At 64.2% G+C, this 16,148-nt stretch carries 14 protein-coding genes; 6 read left to right on the top strand and 8 right to left on the bottom strand.

What is annotated here, in order from left to right; genetic code table 11:
- Position 1: 1 nt before the first annotated feature.
- The 3 genes from J6497_RS18490 to maiA are packed head-to-tail and all read left to right on the top strand — an operon-like array spanning position 2 to position 2,492.
- Positions 2 to 1,318, top strand: coding sequence for a TRAP transporter large permease (locus tag J6497_RS18490; RefSeq protein WP_225705713.1), 1,317 nt, complete (start codon positions 2 to 4; stop codon positions 1,316 to 1,318).
- A complete protein-coding gene (locus J6497_RS18485; RefSeq protein ID WP_225705712.1) occupies positions 1,318 to 1,779 on the top strand; it encodes a DUF3237 domain-containing protein in 462 nt (153 codons plus the stop codon). The genes J6497_RS18490 and J6497_RS18485 overlap by 1 nt, the downstream gene beginning before the upstream one ends.
- A 50-nt stretch (positions 1,780 to 1,829) precedes the next feature.
- Positions 1,830 to 2,492 carry a maleylacetoacetate isomerase gene (gene maiA, locus J6497_RS18480; RefSeq protein ID WP_225705711.1) on the top strand — a complete coding sequence of 221 codons (663 nt, stop codon included), beginning with the start codon at positions 1,830 to 1,832 and terminating at the stop codon, positions 2,490 to 2,492.
- Between the two features lie 3 nt (positions 2,493 to 2,495).
- On the opposite strand, the gene J6497_RS18475 is transcribed toward maiA, so the two are convergent.
- From J6497_RS18475 to J6497_RS18440, 8 genes are all read right to left on the bottom strand, one after another.
- Positions 2,496 to 3,122 (bottom strand): glutathione S-transferase family protein, encoded by a 627-nt coding sequence (locus tag J6497_RS18475; RefSeq protein ID WP_225705710.1) that lies wholly within the window; start codon positions 3,120 to 3,122, stop codon positions 2,496 to 2,498.
- Complete coding sequence (gene glpK, locus J6497_RS18470; protein ID WP_225705709.1) at positions 3,119 to 4,627, bottom strand: glycerol kinase GlpK; 1,509 nt, start codon at positions 4,625 to 4,627, stop codon at positions 3,119 to 3,121. Before glpK ends, J6497_RS18475 begins: the two co-directional genes overlap by 4 nt.
- A gap of 225 nt (positions 4,628 to 4,852) precedes the next feature.
- Positions 4,853 to 5,626 carry an SDR family NAD(P)-dependent oxidoreductase gene (locus J6497_RS18465; RefSeq protein WP_225705708.1) on the bottom strand — a complete coding sequence of 258 codons (774 nt, stop codon included), beginning with the start codon at positions 5,624 to 5,626 and terminating at the stop codon, positions 4,853 to 4,855.
- Between the two features lie 114 nt (positions 5,627 to 5,740).
- Positions 5,741 to 6,883 carry a pimeloyl-CoA dehydrogenase small subunit gene (gene pimD, locus J6497_RS18460; protein WP_225705707.1) on the bottom strand — a complete coding sequence of 381 codons (1,143 nt, stop codon included), beginning with the start codon at positions 6,881 to 6,883 and terminating at the stop codon, positions 5,741 to 5,743.
- 195 nt (positions 6,884 to 7,078) lie between these two features.
- On the bottom strand, positions 7,079 to 8,269 hold the full coding sequence (gene pimC, locus J6497_RS18455) for a pimeloyl-CoA dehydrogenase large subunit (protein ID WP_225705706.1): 1,191 nt from the start codon (positions 8,267 to 8,269) through the stop codon (positions 7,079 to 7,081).
- Between the two features lie 98 nt (positions 8,270 to 8,367).
- Positions 8,368 to 9,555 (bottom strand): acetyl-CoA C-acyltransferase, encoded by a 1,188-nt coding sequence (locus tag J6497_RS18450; RefSeq protein ID WP_225705705.1) that lies wholly within the window; start codon positions 9,553 to 9,555, stop codon positions 8,368 to 8,370.
- Positions 9,552 to 11,246, bottom strand: a complete 1,695-nt coding sequence (pimA, locus tag J6497_RS18445) for a dicarboxylate--CoA ligase PimA (protein ID WP_225705786.1) — start codon at positions 11,244 to 11,246, stop codon at positions 9,552 to 9,554. The genes J6497_RS18450 and pimA overlap by 4 nt, the downstream gene beginning before the upstream one ends.
- Before the next feature lie 160 nt (positions 11,247 to 11,406).
- Complete coding sequence (locus tag J6497_RS18440) at positions 11,407 to 13,503, bottom strand: 3-hydroxyacyl-CoA dehydrogenase NAD-binding domain-containing protein (RefSeq protein WP_225705704.1); 2,097 nt, start codon at positions 13,501 to 13,503, stop codon at positions 11,407 to 11,409.
- 187 nt (positions 13,504 to 13,690) lie between these two features.
- Here J6497_RS18440 and J6497_RS18435 point away from each other — a divergent pair, with 187 nt between their 5' ends.
- The 3 genes from J6497_RS18435 (at position 13,691) to J6497_RS18425 (ending at position 16,137) form a co-directional block, all read left to right on the top strand.
- The gene (locus J6497_RS18435) at positions 13,691 to 14,554 is read left to right on the top strand and encodes an IclR family transcriptional regulator (protein WP_225705703.1); all 864 of its coding nucleotides are present in this window, start codon (positions 13,691 to 13,693) and stop codon (positions 14,552 to 14,554) included.
- Positions 14,555 to 14,626: 72 nt separating this feature from the next.
- Entirely contained in the window at positions 14,627 to 15,427 is an 801-nt protein-coding gene (locus tag J6497_RS18430) for an ABC transporter ATP-binding protein (RefSeq protein ID WP_225705702.1), read from the top strand.
- Entirely contained in the window at positions 15,424 to 16,137 is a 714-nt protein-coding gene (locus tag J6497_RS18425; RefSeq protein ID WP_225705701.1) for an ABC transporter ATP-binding protein, read from the top strand. Before J6497_RS18430 ends, J6497_RS18425 begins: the two co-directional genes overlap by 4 nt.
- The last annotated feature ends 11 nt before the right edge of the window (positions 16,138 to 16,148 follow it).

Here is a 16,148-nt window from a genome sequence, read left to right as displayed (position 1 = left end):
GATGAGCACCGATGCCGTCGCCATCATCGGCTTTGTGGCGCTGTTCGCGCTGATGCTGCTCCGCGTGCCGGTCGGCATGGCGATGGGCCTCGTCGGGGTCTGCGGCTTCAGCTATCTGGTCGGCGCTACGCCGGCGCTGAAGCTGGTCGGCCAGACCTCGATGCGCACGGTGACCGATTACACCTTCGGTGTGATCCCGATGTTCCTGTTGATGGGGACTTTCGTCAGCAATTCCGGCATGAGCCGCGAATTGTTCCGCGCCGCCAACGGTTTCCTCGGCCACCTGCGCGGCGGCCTCGGCATCGCCACGGTCGCCGCCTGCGGCGGCTTCGCCGCGATCTGCGGCTCCTCGGTCGCCACCGCCGCAACCTTCTCGGCGGTGGCCTATCCGGAGATGCGTCGCTTCGGCTATCCGCAATCCTTTGCCACCGGCGTGATCGCGGCGGGTGGCACGCTCGGCGCGATGCTGCCGCCGTCGACCGTGCTCGCTGTCTACGGCATCATCACCGAGCAGGACATCGGAAAGCTCTTCATTGCCGGCATCATCCCGGGCCTGCTCGCGATGACCATGTACATGATCACAATCGCGCTGATCGGCTATGTCAGGCCCGGCTTCCTGCCTGCGGGTAAACGGATTCCCTGGCGTGAGCGCTTCGCCGGCCTGCGCGACATCTGGGCGCCGGTGCTGCTCTTCATCTTTGTCATCGGCGGACTCTACGGCCTGCCGTTCCTGCCGCGCTTCACGCCGACAGAAGCTGGCGGCGTCGGCGCCACCGGTGCGTTCCTGATCGGCATCCTCACCGGGCGATTGGACAAGGAGAAGATCCTCAATTCGCTGTTGCAGGCGACACGCACCGCGGCCGCGGTGTTCACCGTGCTGATCGGCGCGCTGATCTTCGGCTATTTCCTCACGGTGACGCAGACCCCGCAAAAGGTCACCGAATTGCTCACCGGCCTCGGGCTCGGCAGCTACGGCATCCTCGCGGTCATCATGGTGATGTATCTCGTGCTCGGCTGCCTGATGGACGCCATGGCGATGATCATCCTGACCGTTCCGATCATCTTCCCGGTCATCATGCATCTTGGTTTTGACCCGATCTGGTTCGGCGTCATCATCGTGATGACGGTCGAGCTCGGCCTGATCCATCCGCCTGTCGGCATGAACGTGTTCGTGATCAAGAGCGTGGTGAAGGACGTCTCCTTCTCCACGATTTTCAAGGGCGTGATCCCCTTCGTGATCACCGACCTGATCCGCCTCGTGATCCTGATCGCCTTCCCGCCACTCGCCACCTGGCTGCCGCGCATGATGGCGAATTGATGCCGCCCGTGATCGAAACCGGATATGTCTTCACCATCACCGCGCACATCGGCGAGGTGACCTCGGCCGGCGACATCGGCACCGGTGTGCGCCGCATCATCCCGATCATCGGCGGCGAGGTGAGGGGAGACGTCGTCAACGGTAAGGTTCTGCCGTTCGGCGCCGATTTCCAGATCATCCGTCCGAACGAACTGATTGAGCTGGAGGCCAAATACGCCTTCGAGACCGACGATGGCGCGGTGATCTATGTCGAAAACCGGGGCGTCCGCTTCGGACCGGTCGATCTCCTGCAGAAACTGAAGCGGGACGAGCCGGTCGATCCCAACCTGATCTATTTCCGCACGGTGCCGAAATTCGAGACCGGTGCCGAAAAATACCGTTGGCTGATGCAGCGCATCTTCGTGGCCTCCGCCGCCCGCCACGCTGACCGCGTGGTGATCGACGTGCATCAGGTGTTATAATCTCCTTCGCAAAAGCTGTGCCACCGGTGACTGCGCGCGGAGCCTTCCCAATGAAATTCTTCTCCTTCTGGCGATCGTTGGCGAGCTTTCGCGTCCGGATCGCACTCAATCTGAAGAAGCTTCCGGTCGATGTCGTGTTCATTGATCTCGACGCCAATGCCCATCACGCTGACGCGTATCGCCGCCTCAATCCACAGATGGCCTTGCCGGCTCTGGTCAAGGATGACGGCACGGTCCTGTTCCAGTCACTCGCGATACTTGAATATCTGGAGGAGAAGTATCCGGAGCCGCCACTCCTGCCGACCGACGCACTCGGCCGTGCGCGCGTCCGGGCTCTCGCGCTGATGGTAGCATGCGAGGGTCATCCACTGCTGGTGCCGCGGGTGCGGCGCTATCTCGACAATGAACTGAACCTGCGCGACAGCCAGCAGACGGCTTGGCGGCGGCACTGGACGGTCGAAACGCTGGTCGCGCTCGAAGGCCATCTCGCCGGCCACAAGGATACGGGCCGCTTTTGCCATGGCGACCAGCCGACGCTCGCTGATGTCTGCATGGTCGGCCATGTCACGGTGGCGCAAACCCAGCAGATCAGCTTTGCGCCGTGGCCGACGGTAAAGCGGATCTTCGATGCCGCGATGGCGCTGCCGGAATTTGCCAAAGCACATCCGCTGGCACAGCCCGACACGCCCGAGACGATGCGAACAGGAATGTGAGACCTAGCCGCTTGGCGGCGCCAGCGGCTGCAGGATCTCCTGGAACGGCGGCAGCGCCTCGCAGGCCGCCGCATGCGCCTTCAGCGCCGGATAGCGCGCGCCGAACAGGGGAGGATGCGCCTCGCCGGTAAAGCGCAGCACGCAGGCGACCGCGATATCGGCATGCGCGATGTGCTCGCCGAACCACCAGGGCGTGCGGACCGCGGCGCGTTCCTTTTCCAGCACATCGAGGACGCCGCCGATCTGCGCCTCGCAGCGCTCGACCCAGAGCTTGAGCTGATCCTTGCGCAACACGCGCTCGTAGACCAGGCTGACGGCCTTGTCGCCAAGCCCGGTGGCAAGCGCGCAGACGCGCAGATGCTTGCGCCGCTCCGGCCCCTTTGCGGGCATCATCGCTTTTTCCGGCCCGACCAGTTCGTCGAGATAATCGAGGATCGCCGAGCTCTCGATCAGCGCCTCGCCGTCATCGAGCACCAGCGTCGGCACCCGCCGCAGCGGATTATAGGCCGCGATCTTGTCGCCATCGCCAAAGGTCGACCACGGCCGATGCTCGAACGGGAGGCCATAAAGCCGCAGCGCGATCGCGGTGCGGCGGACGAACGGGGAGTCGTATTGGCCGATCAGGATCATGAGCCCTCTCCCTCATCACTCGCCAGCACGCCTTTCACTGCGCGCGCCCATCCCGCGAGCTTCCGCTCCCGCGTCGCCTGGCTCATCGCGGGCCTGAAGCGGTGCTCCAGTCGCCAGTTGTCGGCAAACTTGGTTGGCTCGGGATAGACGCCGGCCTGCAGGCCGGCGAGATAGGCGGCCCCGAGCGCCGTGGTCTCCTGGATCATCGGGCGGTCGACCGGAGCGTCGAGCAGATCGGCCAGTCGCTGCATGGTCCAGTCGGAGGCGGTCATGCCGCCGTCGACGCGGAGCACGATGTTGGCCGCGGTCGAATCCGGCCAGTCGGCGCGCATCGCGGCCCAGAGGTCGTAGGTCTGGTAACAGACGCTTTCCAGCGCGGCGTGCGCGAGCTCGGCCGGGCCGGTGTTGCGGGTGAGGCCGAACAGCGCGCCGCGCACGCGCGGATTCCAATAGGGCGCGCCCATGCCGACGAACGCCGGCACCAGATAGACGTTCTGCATCGAATCGGATTTGTCGGCGAGCGGACCGGTCTCGGCGGCCTGCTTGATGATGCCAAGCCCGTCGCGCAGCCATTGCACCGCGCTTCCGGCGACGAAGATCGAACCTTCGAGCGCGTAGGTACGTTTGCCGCGGAGCTGGTAGGCGATCGTGGTCAGCAGCTTGTTCTTCGATTTGACCGGCGTGGTGCCGGTGTTGAGCAGCGCAAAGCAGCCGGTGCCATAGGTCGACTTGATCATGCCGGGCTCGAAACAGGCCTGCCCGATGGTCGCGGCCTGCTGGTCGCCGGCGATGCCTGCGATAGCGATCGCGCCGCCGAACAGGTCGGGCACGCTATCGCCGAATTTGGCGGAAGAGTCCTTCACTTCGGGAAGCATCGAGCGCGGCACGCCGAGGATCTTCAAGAGCTCGTCGTCCCATTCCCCGGTGTGGATGTTGAAGAGCAAGGTGCGGCAGACGTTGGTAGCGTCGGTCGCGTGCACCTTGCCGCCGGTCAGCCGCCACAGGAGATAGCAATCGACGGTGCCGAACAGAAGCTCGCCGCGCTCGGCGCGTTCGCGCGCGCCGGGCACGCAGTCGAGAATCCAGGCCACCTTGGTGCCGGAGAAATAGGGGTCGATGATCAGTCCGGTCTTGGCGGTGATCATCGGCTCATGGCCCTCGGCCTTCAGGCGGGCGCAGAAATCCGCGGTGCGGCGGTCCTGCCAGACGATGGCGCGGTGAACCGCCTTACCCGTGGCGCGGTCCCACACCACGGTCGTCTCGCGCTGGTTGGTGATGCCGATCGCGGCGATGTCTTTCGCCGTCAGGCCGGCCTTCTCCAGTGCGTTGCGGCAGGTGGCAATCGTCGAGGTCCAGATATCCTCCGGTTCATGCTCGACCCAGCCGGAGGCAGGGAAATGCTGCGGGAACTCCTGCTGTGCCACCGCCGCGATGGAGATATCGCTGCGGAACACGATGGCGCGCGAGGACGTGGTGCCCTGATCGATGGCCAGCACAAAGGACATGGCGCTCCTTCCCAAGGGTGATGGTTTGCGCCAAGGGAGCGGATTGGCGCTGGAACGTCAATATCTCAGGTCGAGCCACTTGCTCAACCTCGCCCCGCTCTTGCGGGGAGAGGTCGGCGCGTAGCGCCGGGTGAGGGGACGCGCCTCATTCACGGTGTTCGGAGTGCATGGAGGCAGTCCCTCATCCCGACCCTCTCCCCGCAAGAGCGGGACGAGGGAGACAGGCTACACCGCCGCCGTCGTGACGCCGCCATCGATAACGATGGTCTGGCCGGTCATGAAGGTGGAGGCGTCGGAGGCGAGATAGGCGACTGCGCCGGCGATCTCGTCGGGCTCACCGATGCGGCGCAGTGGCGTGGTGGCTGTGCGCCGCTTCAGGAGATCGGCGTCTTCCCAGAGCGCGCGGGCGAAATCGGTCTTGACCAGGCCTGGTGCGACGCAATTGACGCGCACGCCCTTCGGTCCCCATTCGCCGGCGAGGCTGCGGCACAGCGCGAAGTCGGCGGCCTTCGAGATGCCATAGGCGCCGATCACGGTCGAGCCGCGCAATCCGCCGATCGAGGAGATGATGACGACCGAGCCATTGCCGCGCTCGGCCATCTGCGGGATCGCCAGCGCGCAGAGCCAGATATTGCTCTTGACGTTAGAGCCCATGATCTTGTCGAAGGCCTCATCCTTGATGTCGAGCAGCGGGCCGTAATAGGGGTTCACCGCGGCGTTGCAGACGAGGATGTCGATCTTGCCGTAATGCTTGGTCGCGCCCGCGATCAGCGCTTCCACCTCTTCGCGGCGCGAGATATTGCAGGAGATCACGTGCGCATCGCCGCCGGCCGCCTTGATGCCGTCGGCCACTTCCTTGCACGCGTCCGCCTTGCGCGAGGAGATCACCACCTTGGCGCCGAGCTTCGCCAGCAGTTCGGCGGAGGCGCGGCCGATGCCGCGGCTTGAGCCGGTGATGACGGCGACCTTTCCGGTGAGATCGAACGGGGTGTTTTTCATTGTTGTTTTCTCCCTGAATTTTCTTCGTCATTGCAAGCGCAGCGAAGCAATCCATCTCACCACCCGGGGAAGAGTGGATTGCTTCGTCGCTGATGCTCCTCGCAATGACGAGACCTAGATCAACCCGCCCGCGTCAGCGACGCGGCGCAGGTGATACTCGGTGTCGCCGAAGGTGTTCTCGATCATGGTCAGGCGCTTGAAGTAGTGACCGATCTTGGCCTCCATGGTCATGCCGATGCCGCCATGGAGCTGGATCGACTGCTGGCCGACAAGCTTCAGCGACTTGCCGATCTGCACCTTGGCCGCTGCGATCGCGCTGGCGCGCTCCTTGGCGTCCTCGAAGTCACCAGCCATGGTCGCGAACATCGACATCGAGCGGGCCTGCTCGGCCGCGACGAACATGTCGGAGGCGCGGTGCTGCAGGCTCTGGAATGAGCCGATCGCAACGCCAAACTGTTTGCGCGTCTTGATGTATTCGACGGTCTCCTTGAGCGACTCATCCATCGCACCGACCGCTTCCGCGCACAGCGCGACGCGGGCTTCGTCGACCACCCGCTCGATCAGCGCGAGCGAGTCCTCGGGGTTACCGATCGCGGCATCGCTGCCGACTTCCACGCCGGTGAAGCTGATGTCGGCAGCGTGCAGGCCGTCCTGCGTCGGATAACCCTTCCTGCTGATGCCCTTGGCACTCGCCGGCACCAGGAACAGGCCGATGCCGTTTCTGTCGCGCCGCTCACCCTTGGTGCGGGCGGTCACGATCAGCGTGTCGGCGTTCTCGCCGTTGAGGACGACGAACTTCTCGCCGTCGATGACCCAGCCAGCGCCCTTCTTCTTGGCGGTGGTGGTGACGTCGAACAGGTCGTAACGCGAGTTCTTTTCGAGCTGCGCGAACGCAAAGGTCTTGCTGCCGTCGATGATGCCGGGAATGTGCGCGGCCTTCTGTTCGGCCGAGCCGCCATGGCGCAGGAAGCCGCCGCCGATCACGACAGTGGCGAGATAGGGCTCGACCACCAGCGCCTTGCCGAGCGCTTCCATCACGATCATGGTCTCGACCCCGCCGGCGCCGAACCCGCCATCACTTTCGGCGAAGGGCAGACCGAGCAGGCCCTGCTCGGCGAGCTTGCTCCAGACGGCTTTGCTCCAGCCGCCCTTCTCCTTCATGTACTTCTTGCGCTGCTCGAAATCGTAGGCGTCGGTCAGAAGACCGTCGACGCTTTCTTTCAGCAGGCGCTGCTCCTCGGACAAATCAAAATCCATCTCTATTCCTCAGCTAACTGGCATTTGCGCGGTGGAGACTCTTCACCTCGCCCCGCTTGCGGGGAGAGGTCGGATCGCATCGCAAGATGCGATCCGGGTGAGGGGACTCTCTGCGGGCACAACTTTCACCGTTGTTCGCGGAGGCAGCCCCTCACCCCAACCCTCTCCCCGCGAAGAGCGGGGAGAGGGAAAGAATCAAAGCCCCAGCACCGCCTTGGCGATGATGTTGCGCTGAATCTCGTTGGAGCCGCCGTAGATCGAGACCTTCCGGTTGTTGAAGTAGCTCGGCGCGATCTGGGCGGTCCAATCCATGGCCTCGTTCGAGCCGTCGTCGCCATGCACGTCATAGGGCGCGGCGAACGGGCCGATCACTTCCATCAACAGCTCGGTCGTGGTCTGCTGGATTTCCGAGCCCTTGATCTTGAGCACTGACGATGCCGGGTTGGGCTTGCCCTTGCCGTGCTTGCCTTCGTCGGCGACGACGCGGAGCTGGGTCAATTCCAGCGCCTTCAGCTCGATCTCGCAGGCCGAGAGCTTCTCGCGGAAGCTGGGATCCTGGATCACCGGCCGGCCGCCGGACTCGACCTTGGAGGCGAGCTCCTTGATGCGGCGGATGCGCTCCTTGGAGACGCCGACCCGCGCAATGCCGGTACGCTCGTTGCCAAGCAGGAACTTGGCGTAATCCCAGCCCTTGTTCTCCTCGCCGATCAGGTTCTCGATCGGGACCTCGACATTGTCGAAGAATACTTCGTTGACCTCATGGCCGCCGTCGATGGTCTGGATCGGACGAACCGTGACGCCCTTCGACTTCATGGTGAACACGATGAAGGAAATGCCCATCTGCTTCTTCGCGCTCGGATCGGTGCGGCACAGGCAGAAGATCATGTCGGCATGCTGCGCCAGCGTGGTCCAGGTCTTCTGGCCGTTGATGATCCACTTGTCGCCCTTGCGCTCGGCCTTGGTGCGGAGCGAGGCGAGGTCCGAACCCGAGCCCGGCTCGGAGAAGCCCTGGCACCACCAGTCGTCGACATTGGCGATGCGCGGCAGGTATTGCTTCTTCTGCTCCTCGTTGCCGAAGGTGTAGATGACCGGGCCGACCATGCTGACGCCGAAGGCGAGCGGCTGCGGCGCCGGATAGGACTGCAGCTCCTCGTTGAAGATGTAATGCTGCACGGATGTCCAGCCGGTGCCGCCATACTCCTTCGGCCAGTGCGAGACGCCCCAACCCTTCTTGTTCAGGATGCGCCACCAGGTGACCATCTCGTCCTTGGAGAGATGACGGCCCTCCTGCATCTTCCGCCGCGTATCCGGCGGCACGTTATCCCTGAAGAACGCCCGCACTTCCTCGCGAAACGCCACTTCTTCCTTGGTGAAAGCGAGATCCATCGGATCCTCCTGTGAGCGAATGAACTTCGTTATCCCTCGTTGTCGTCACCGCGAAAGCGGGGATGCATAAGCACCGACGGTTCGCCGGGACGAGGGCGTTAGTGCACCACCTCGAACAAGCCGGCCGCGCCCATGCCGCCACCGACGCACATGGTCACGACAGCATACTTCGCCTTGCGGCGGCGGCCTTCGATCAAGGCGTGGCCAGTGAGACGCGCGCCCGACATGCCGTAGGGATGGCCGACCGCGATCGCGCCGCCATTGACGTTGAGCTTGTCAGGGTCGATGCCGAGCTTGTCGCGGCAATAGAGCACCTGCACGGCGAAGGCTTCGTTGAGCTCCCAGAGGTCGATGTCCTCGACCTTCAGGCCATGACGCTTCAGAAGCCGCGGCACGGCGAAGACCGGGCCGATGCCCATCTCGTCGGGTTCGCAGCCCGCAGAGACGAAGCCGCGGAAGATGCCGAGCGGCTTCAGGCCGCGCTTGGCCGCTTCCTTGTCGCTCATGATCACGGTCGCGCTGGCGCCATCGGAAAGCTGGCTGGCATTGCCGGCGGTGATCATGAAACCTTCGCCTCGCACGGGCTTCAGGCCGGCAAGACCTTCGGCTGTCGTGTCGGGCCGCGGGCCTTCGTCCTGCGACAGCGTCACGTCCTTGTAGGAGACTTCGCCGGTCGCCTTGTCGGTCACCGCCATCCTGGTCGTGATCGGCGCCAGCTCGTCCTTGAACTTGCCGCCCTGCTGCGCGGCCGCGGTGCGACGCTGGCTCTCCAGCGAATATTCGTCCTGCTTCTCCCGCGAGATGTTGTAGCGCTTGGCGACCACTTCGGCGGTGTCGATCATGGGCATGTAGACGTCGCCCTTGATCTTCAGAAGCGCCGGGTCCTGTGCGTGGAAAGTGTTGATCTTGTCGTTCTGCACCAGGCTGATCGATTCACCGCCGCCGCCGACCGCGATCTCGACGCCGTCGAACAGGATCGAGCGTGCCGCAAGCGCGATCGCTTGCAGGCCGGAGGCACATTGCCGGTCGATGGTGGTGCCGGCGACAGTCACGGGAAGGCCGGCGCGGAGCAGCGCCTTGCGCGCGATGTTGCCACCGGTCGAGCCCTGCTGCAGCGCCGCGCCCATCACCACGTCCTCGATCTCTTTCGGATCGACCTTGGCGCGGGCGACCGCTTCGCTAATGGCGTGGCCGAGCAGGGTCGCGCCTTCGGTGACGTTGAGCGCGCCGCGATAGGCCTTGCCGATCGGCGTGCGGGCGGTGGAGACGATAACGGCGTCGGTCATGAACGACCTCCTGTTGCGGTTTCTGGTTGTTGTTTCGCTGCGCCCGCCGGGACGGCCCGCTGCTGGCGCAATTCGTGGCGGGAGAGTTTGCCGACTGGCGTTCGCGGCAATTCCTCGACGAATTCGAGCGCGGCCGGCAGTTCATGCTTGCCGAGCCTGCCGGTGAGGAAGGCGCGCAGATCGTCGATGGTGAACGGCGTCGCGCCATCGTGCAGCTTGATGAAGGCTTTCGCGGCTTCGCCCCGGTAGTCGTCGGGGATGCCGATCACGATCACTTCCTGCACCGACGGATGGGTGTAGATCGCCTGCTCGATCATCTGCGGATAGACGTTGAAGCCGCCGGAGATGATCATGTCCTTCTTGCGGTCGACCAGGTAGAAATAGCCGTCCGCATCCATGTAGCCGATGTCGCCGGTGAGAAAACGGTCGCCGACAAAGGCCTCGGCGGTCTCCTTCGGCCGGTTCCAATAGCCTTTGGTGACATTCGGGCCACGAATCCGGATCTCGCCGACTTCACCAATCGCCAGCACCTTCGTCGGGTCCTCCAGCGAGACCACGTCGAGCTCGATGCCCGGCAGCATCAGTCCGATCGAGCCGGGCTTGTCCGGCCCTTCCTTCACGTGGCCGGTGCCCGGCGAGCAGGTTTCCGTCATGCCCCAGCCGCTGCGCAGCTTCATGCCGACCCGACGCTCGAATATCTTTGCGACTTCCACCGGCAGCGGCGCGCCGCCGGAGCCGCAGCTCACCAGCGAGGACAGGTCGCGCTTGTCGAGATCGGGCAGCGCGGCGATCGCGATCCACATCGTGGGCACGCCGGGGAAGACGGTGGCGCGCTTCTCCTCGATGTCGCGCATCACGGCCTGGACGTCGAAGCGCTGGTGCAATGAGATCAAGTGGCCGTGCCGGATCGAGGACAAGAGCACGACCGTCAGCGCATAGATGTGGAACAGCGGCAGCACGCAGATCACGCGCTCGATCGCATCGCGCTCCGCGCGGGCGGCCTTGCCCCAGACCTCATAGATCGACACCGCCGCGGTCAGATTGCCGTGACTCAGCATCGCGCCCTTCGGCAGGCCCGTGGTGCCGCCGGTATATTGCAGCAGCGCGACGTCGTCGGCACTGACTTCAGGCCATTTGGCGGGCTTGGTCACGCCGTCGATGAATTGGCGATAGGTGATGACGGCGGGATTGTCGGGCAGGGCCGTCTGAGACGTGCCGATCTTGCCCCAATGATCATCCTCGCAGACGATCAGCCGGTCGAGCAGGCCCTTGTCGAGGAATTTCAGCGCGGTCGGCAATAGTGCCGAGAGGTTGCTGGTGATGAGGATGCGCGCGCCGGAATCGGCGAGCTTGTGCGAGAGCGCGATCTCGCCGTCGAGCGGCGAGAGATGCACCACGCGGGCGCCGGCCTTCAGCGCACCGAAGAAGTTGATGGGATGATCGGGCGTGTTGCCGAGGAACAGCGCCACCGAAGTGTCCCTGCCGTACCCGGCCCGCAGGAACGCAGAAGCTGCGGTTTCGACCAGCGCCTCCAGCTCTGCATAGGTGATAGGCCGGTCGCGGAATTCGATCACCGTCCGGGGGCCGTAGGCGGCCGCCGCGGTCGACAGCAGGTCAGGCAATGTGCCGCGCGCGATCGGGTCGTCCCAACGGACGCCCTTCGGATAAAACTGTTCGCCGGGATGGGTCATGGTACTCACTGGGCCGTCATTCCGGGGCGCGCGAAGCGCGAACCCGGAATCCATTGGGCCACATACTCAGGCGGAGAAATGGATTCCGGGCCTGCGCCTTGCGGCGCATCTACGGTGCGCAATTGCGCACCGGAGAATGACACGTGGCGGAAGCCAAGCATCAAGCCGCTTTCGACGGCGCGGCGAGCGAGGCAAACGTCTTGCCTTCGTCGGCGAGGCGCTTGAGCAACGGTGCCGGCTCGAGCGAGGGATCGTTGGTCTCCTTGGCATAGAAGGAGAGGCGATCGGCGATGTGCTTCAGGCCCACCGTGTCGGCCCAGAACATCGGGCCGCCGCGATAGATCGGCCAGCCATAGCCATAGAGCCAGACCACGTCGATGTCGGAAGGCCGCGCCGCGATGCCTTCGTCGAGGATGCGCGCACCCTCGTTGATCATCGGGTACATCATGCGCTCGAGGATCTCGTCGTCGCTGACGACGCGCTTCTTGCGGCCGAGGCGCGCGAGCGTCTCGTCGATCAGCTTCTCGACTTCCGGATCGGGCAGCGGCGCGCGCGATCCGCCTTCATACTTGTAATAGCCCTTGCCGGTCTTCTGGCCGAAGCGGCCGGCCTCGCACAGCGCGTCCGCGATCTCCGACTTGATGCCGCGGTCCTTGCGCGAGCGCCAGCCGATGTCGAGGCCGGCGAGGTCGCCCATCGCGAACGGCCCCATCGGCATGCCGAACTTCGTCACGACGGCATCGACCTGCTGCGGCAGCGCGCCTTCGAACAGCAGCTTCTCGGCCTGCTTGCCGCGTTGCGCCAGCATGCGGTTGCCGACGAAGCCGTCGCAGACGCCGACCACGGCCGGCACCTTCGCAATCTTGCGCGCGGTCGAGACAGCCGTGACCAGCGCATCGGGCGCGGTCTTCTCTGCGCGCACGATCTCGCACAGCTTCATGACGTTCGCGGGCGAGAAGAAGTGCATGCCCAGCACATCCTGCGGCCGCTTGGTCTCCTTCGCGATCTCGTCGATGTTCAGGTAGGACGTGTTGGAAGCCAGCACGGCGCCCGGCTTGGCATATTGATCGAGCTTGCCGAACACTTCCTTCTTGACCGCCATGGTCTCGAACACGGCCTCGATGACGAGGTCGGCGTCCTTGACGTTCTCCAGGCCGACCACGCCGTTGATCAGCGCCATCCGCTTGGCGGGCGCATCCGCTGGGATGCCACCGCGGGCGGCAGTCGCCTCATAGTTCTTCTGCATCACGCCCATGCCGCGCTTGAGCTGCTCCTCGCCGGTCTCGATCAGCGTCACCGGAATGCCGGCATTGGCAAAGGACATCGCGATGCCGCCGCCCATGGTGCCGGCGCCGATGATGGCGACGCGCGCGACCGGGCGTGACTTCGTGCCATCTGGTACACCAGCGATCTTCGCGGCCTCGCGCTCGGCAAAGAAGGCATAGCGCTGCGCCTTGGACTGGTCGCTCGCGACCAGCTTCAGGAAGGTCTCGCGTTCCTTCTTCAGGCCTTCATCGAAGGGCAGGTCGATCGCGGCGCCGACCGCGTCGGCGGCGGCGAACGGCGCTTCCAGGCCGCGCGCGCGCTTGGTCAATGCGGCGACCGCATTGGTGAAGATCGAACGATCGGCCTTGGCCGCGGCGAGCTTGGAGTCGTCGTCGCGCAACTTGCGCAACGGGCGCTTCTCCGCCAGCACCTTGCGCGCGAAAGCTTCACCGCCGGCAGCCGGCCCCTCGACGATCTCTTCGATCAAGCCGTTCTTCAGCGCTTCTGCGGCGCCGATCGGATCGCCGCTGACGATCATCTTGACCGCAAGCTCGGGACCGACCGCGCGCGGCAGCCGCTGGGTGCCGCCGGCGCCGGGCAACAGGCCAAGCTTGACTTCGGGCAGGCCGAGCCGGGCGTCCTTGGTTGCCACCCGATAGTGGCATGCCAGAGCGACCTCAAGGCCGCCGCCAAGCGCGGTGCCATGGATCGCGGCAACGATCGGCTTCGGCGAATTCTCCATCACCTCCAGCACCTCGTTGAGGCCGGGGGGTTTCGGCGGCTTGCCGAATTCAGTGATATCGGCGCCGGCGATGAAGGTGCGGCCGGCGCAGGTCAGCACGATCGCCTTCACTTCGCCATCGGCGATCGCGCCCTTGATGCATTCCAGGATGCCGCCGCGCACTGCGGCACTCAGCGCATTGACCGGAGGATTGTTAACCGTGACGATGCCAATGATGTCATGCCGCTCGAGTTTTACGACTTCGCTCACGAGACTCTCCTTGGATGCTGTGTTCTTTTGCAGTGTGTTCTTTTGCAGTGTGTTCTTTTGCAAGGCGTTCTTGCGGTTCTTGCGTTTAGTGGCTAATTTCGCAGTGCGAAATTAAATTCCACATCTTGACAGGGAGGGTTATTTTGAAGCACGTCCCTTGTCAACGAGATCGACAAAGTGACGGGGAATGAAGCGTTCAGGAAAGAAGGCGGCGACCGATCGCAATTTTGTGGTCGCGCTTTCCCGCGGATTGGAGGTCCTGCGCGCATTCCGTCCCAATGACGGGCTTCTCGGCAATCAGGAGATTGCGGCCCGCACCAATCTGCCGAAGCCAACCATTTCGCGGTTGACCTACACGTTGACCAAGCTCGGTTACCTTACACCCGTCCCGCGTTTCGAGAAGTACCAGCTCGCACCGTCTGCCATGGCGCTGGGTTATGCCGCGCTTGCCAACCTCGGCGTCCGGCATTTGTCCGAGCCGTATCGTGAGGAAGTGATGCGCGCGACCGGCGGCGCGGTCGCAGTCGGCGGGCGCGACCGGCTCAGCATGATCTATTTCGGACAGAGCCGGAACGGATTGACGCTCGGCGTTCAGCTCGATGTCGGTTCGCGGATACCAATAGCGACCACCGCGATGGGGCGCGCCTATATCTGGGCGCTGCCCGACGACGAGCGTGCCGCCTTGCTGCGCGAGCTTCGCGACCATTATGCCAGCCGCTGGCCGAAGATGCGCGATGGCATCGAACGCTCGGGCGAGTTGGTGGCGAAGCGTGGTTTTGCAATTTCTGCTGGTGAATGGCAGGACGATGTTCACGCTATTGGCGTGGCATTACAGCTCAACGACGGAACCGGTCCGTATGCTTTCAATTGCGGCGCGCCGGCGTTCCGCTTTACGGAAGACCGGTTGCTCAACGATATTGGACCTCGCCTTGTCGCGATGGTAAGGAACATCGAGCAGGCGCTAGGTGGGGTGGCGCCGCAATCCAGAAAAGTCGAAAGCAAAAAGTCGAGATCAGGAGGGAAAGTTGCACGTGTGGCCGAAGGCATCTGATCGCCTTCTTCATCGCCGGCGCGATCACTCGCGCGGCGCTCTCCGCCCTCTCAAACGGGCAGGCGAGACGAGATGACGCAGGCACAACAACTCGCGCAGGGTCATGCGCCCCTGCTCGCGGTTCGCGACGTCAGCGTCGTGTTCGGCGGCATCGTCGCGCTCAACGGCGTCTCCTTCGACATGCATCAGGGCCAGATCCTGGGGCTGATCGGGCCGAACGGCGCCGGCAAGACGACGCTCTTCAACTGCCTCTCAAGGCTCTATCAGCCGAGCTCCGGCGACATCCTGATGGAAGGCGTGAGCATCTTGACGCGGCCGCCGCACAAGATCGCCGAGATCGGCATCGGCCGCACCTTCCAGAACGTTGCGCTGTTTCCCAATCTCTCGGTGCTCGACAACGTCCGCGTCGGGACGCATGCGCGCACTTCCAGCGACATCATCAGCGACTCGCTCAAGCTCGCCTGGATCAGGCGCTCCGAGGCTTCGGTCAATAAGAAGGTGCACGACATCCTGGCCTATCTCGACCTCGAGGCCGTCGCGCACAGCATCGTCTCGGGCCTGCCCTTCGGCACCCAGAAGCGCGTCGAATTGGCGCGGGCGCTCGCGGCCGATCCGAAGATCCTGCTGCTCGACGAGCCAGCCGGCGGCCTTAACCATGAAGAGGTCCATGTGCTCGGCGACCTCGTCCGCAAGATCCGCAACGAGCGCAAGATCACCGTGCTTCTGGTCGAGCATCACATGGGCATGGTGATGTCGACCGCCGACCACGTCGTCGCGCTCAATTTCGGCCGCAAGCTCGCGGAGGGAACCCCTAGCCAGGTCCAGGCCGATCCCGACGTCATCAAGGCCTATCTCGGGAGCAAGGACCAATGACGCCAATGCTCAACGTCAAGGACCTGCGCGCCTATTACGGCCAGGTCCAGGCACTTCACGGCCTCAGCTTCTCGCTGAACGAAGGTTCGCTCACCACGCTGCTCGGGGCCAACGGCGCCGGCAAGACCACCACGCTGCGGGCGATCTGCAACATGGTGCGCTCGACGGGCTCCATTGAATTCGAGGGCAAGCCGCTCGGCAACCGCACCACTGAGAACGTCGTCCGCCTCGGCATCGCTCATGTGCCGCAGGGCCGCGGCACCTTCACCAACATGACGGTGGAGGAAAATCTGCAGCTCGGCGCCATCACGCGCGGCGACAAGAAGAACATCGTCACCGACATCGAGCGCATGTACGACCACTTCCCGGTGCTCAAGCAGCGCTACACCCAGCAGGCCGGCACGCTGTCCGGCGGCGAGCAGCAGATGCTTGCGGTTGCGCGCGCGCTGATGCTGCGGCCGCGGCTGATGCTGCTGGACGAGCCGTCGTTCGGCCTGGCGCCGCTGGTGGTGCGCGACCTGTTCCGCATTTTCAGCAAGATCAACCGCGAAGACAAGGTCACCATCCTGGTGGTCGAGCAGAACGCGCAGCTCGCGCTCGAGCTCGCCGACCATGCCTATGTGATCGAAACCGGGCGCATCGTGATGTCCGGCAACGCCAAGGACGTCGCCAACAACGAAGACGTCCGTAAATCCTATCTGGGCTACTGAGGGAGCGGGAC

The sequence above is a fragment of the Bradyrhizobium cenepequi genome (assembly GCF_020329485.1).
GTDB classification, from domain to species: domain Bacteria; phylum Pseudomonadota; class Alphaproteobacteria; order Rhizobiales; family Xanthobacteraceae; genus Bradyrhizobium; species Bradyrhizobium cenepequi.
Note: the sequence above shows the minus strand (reverse complement) of the source record. Positions and strands in the feature narration are given on the sequence as shown.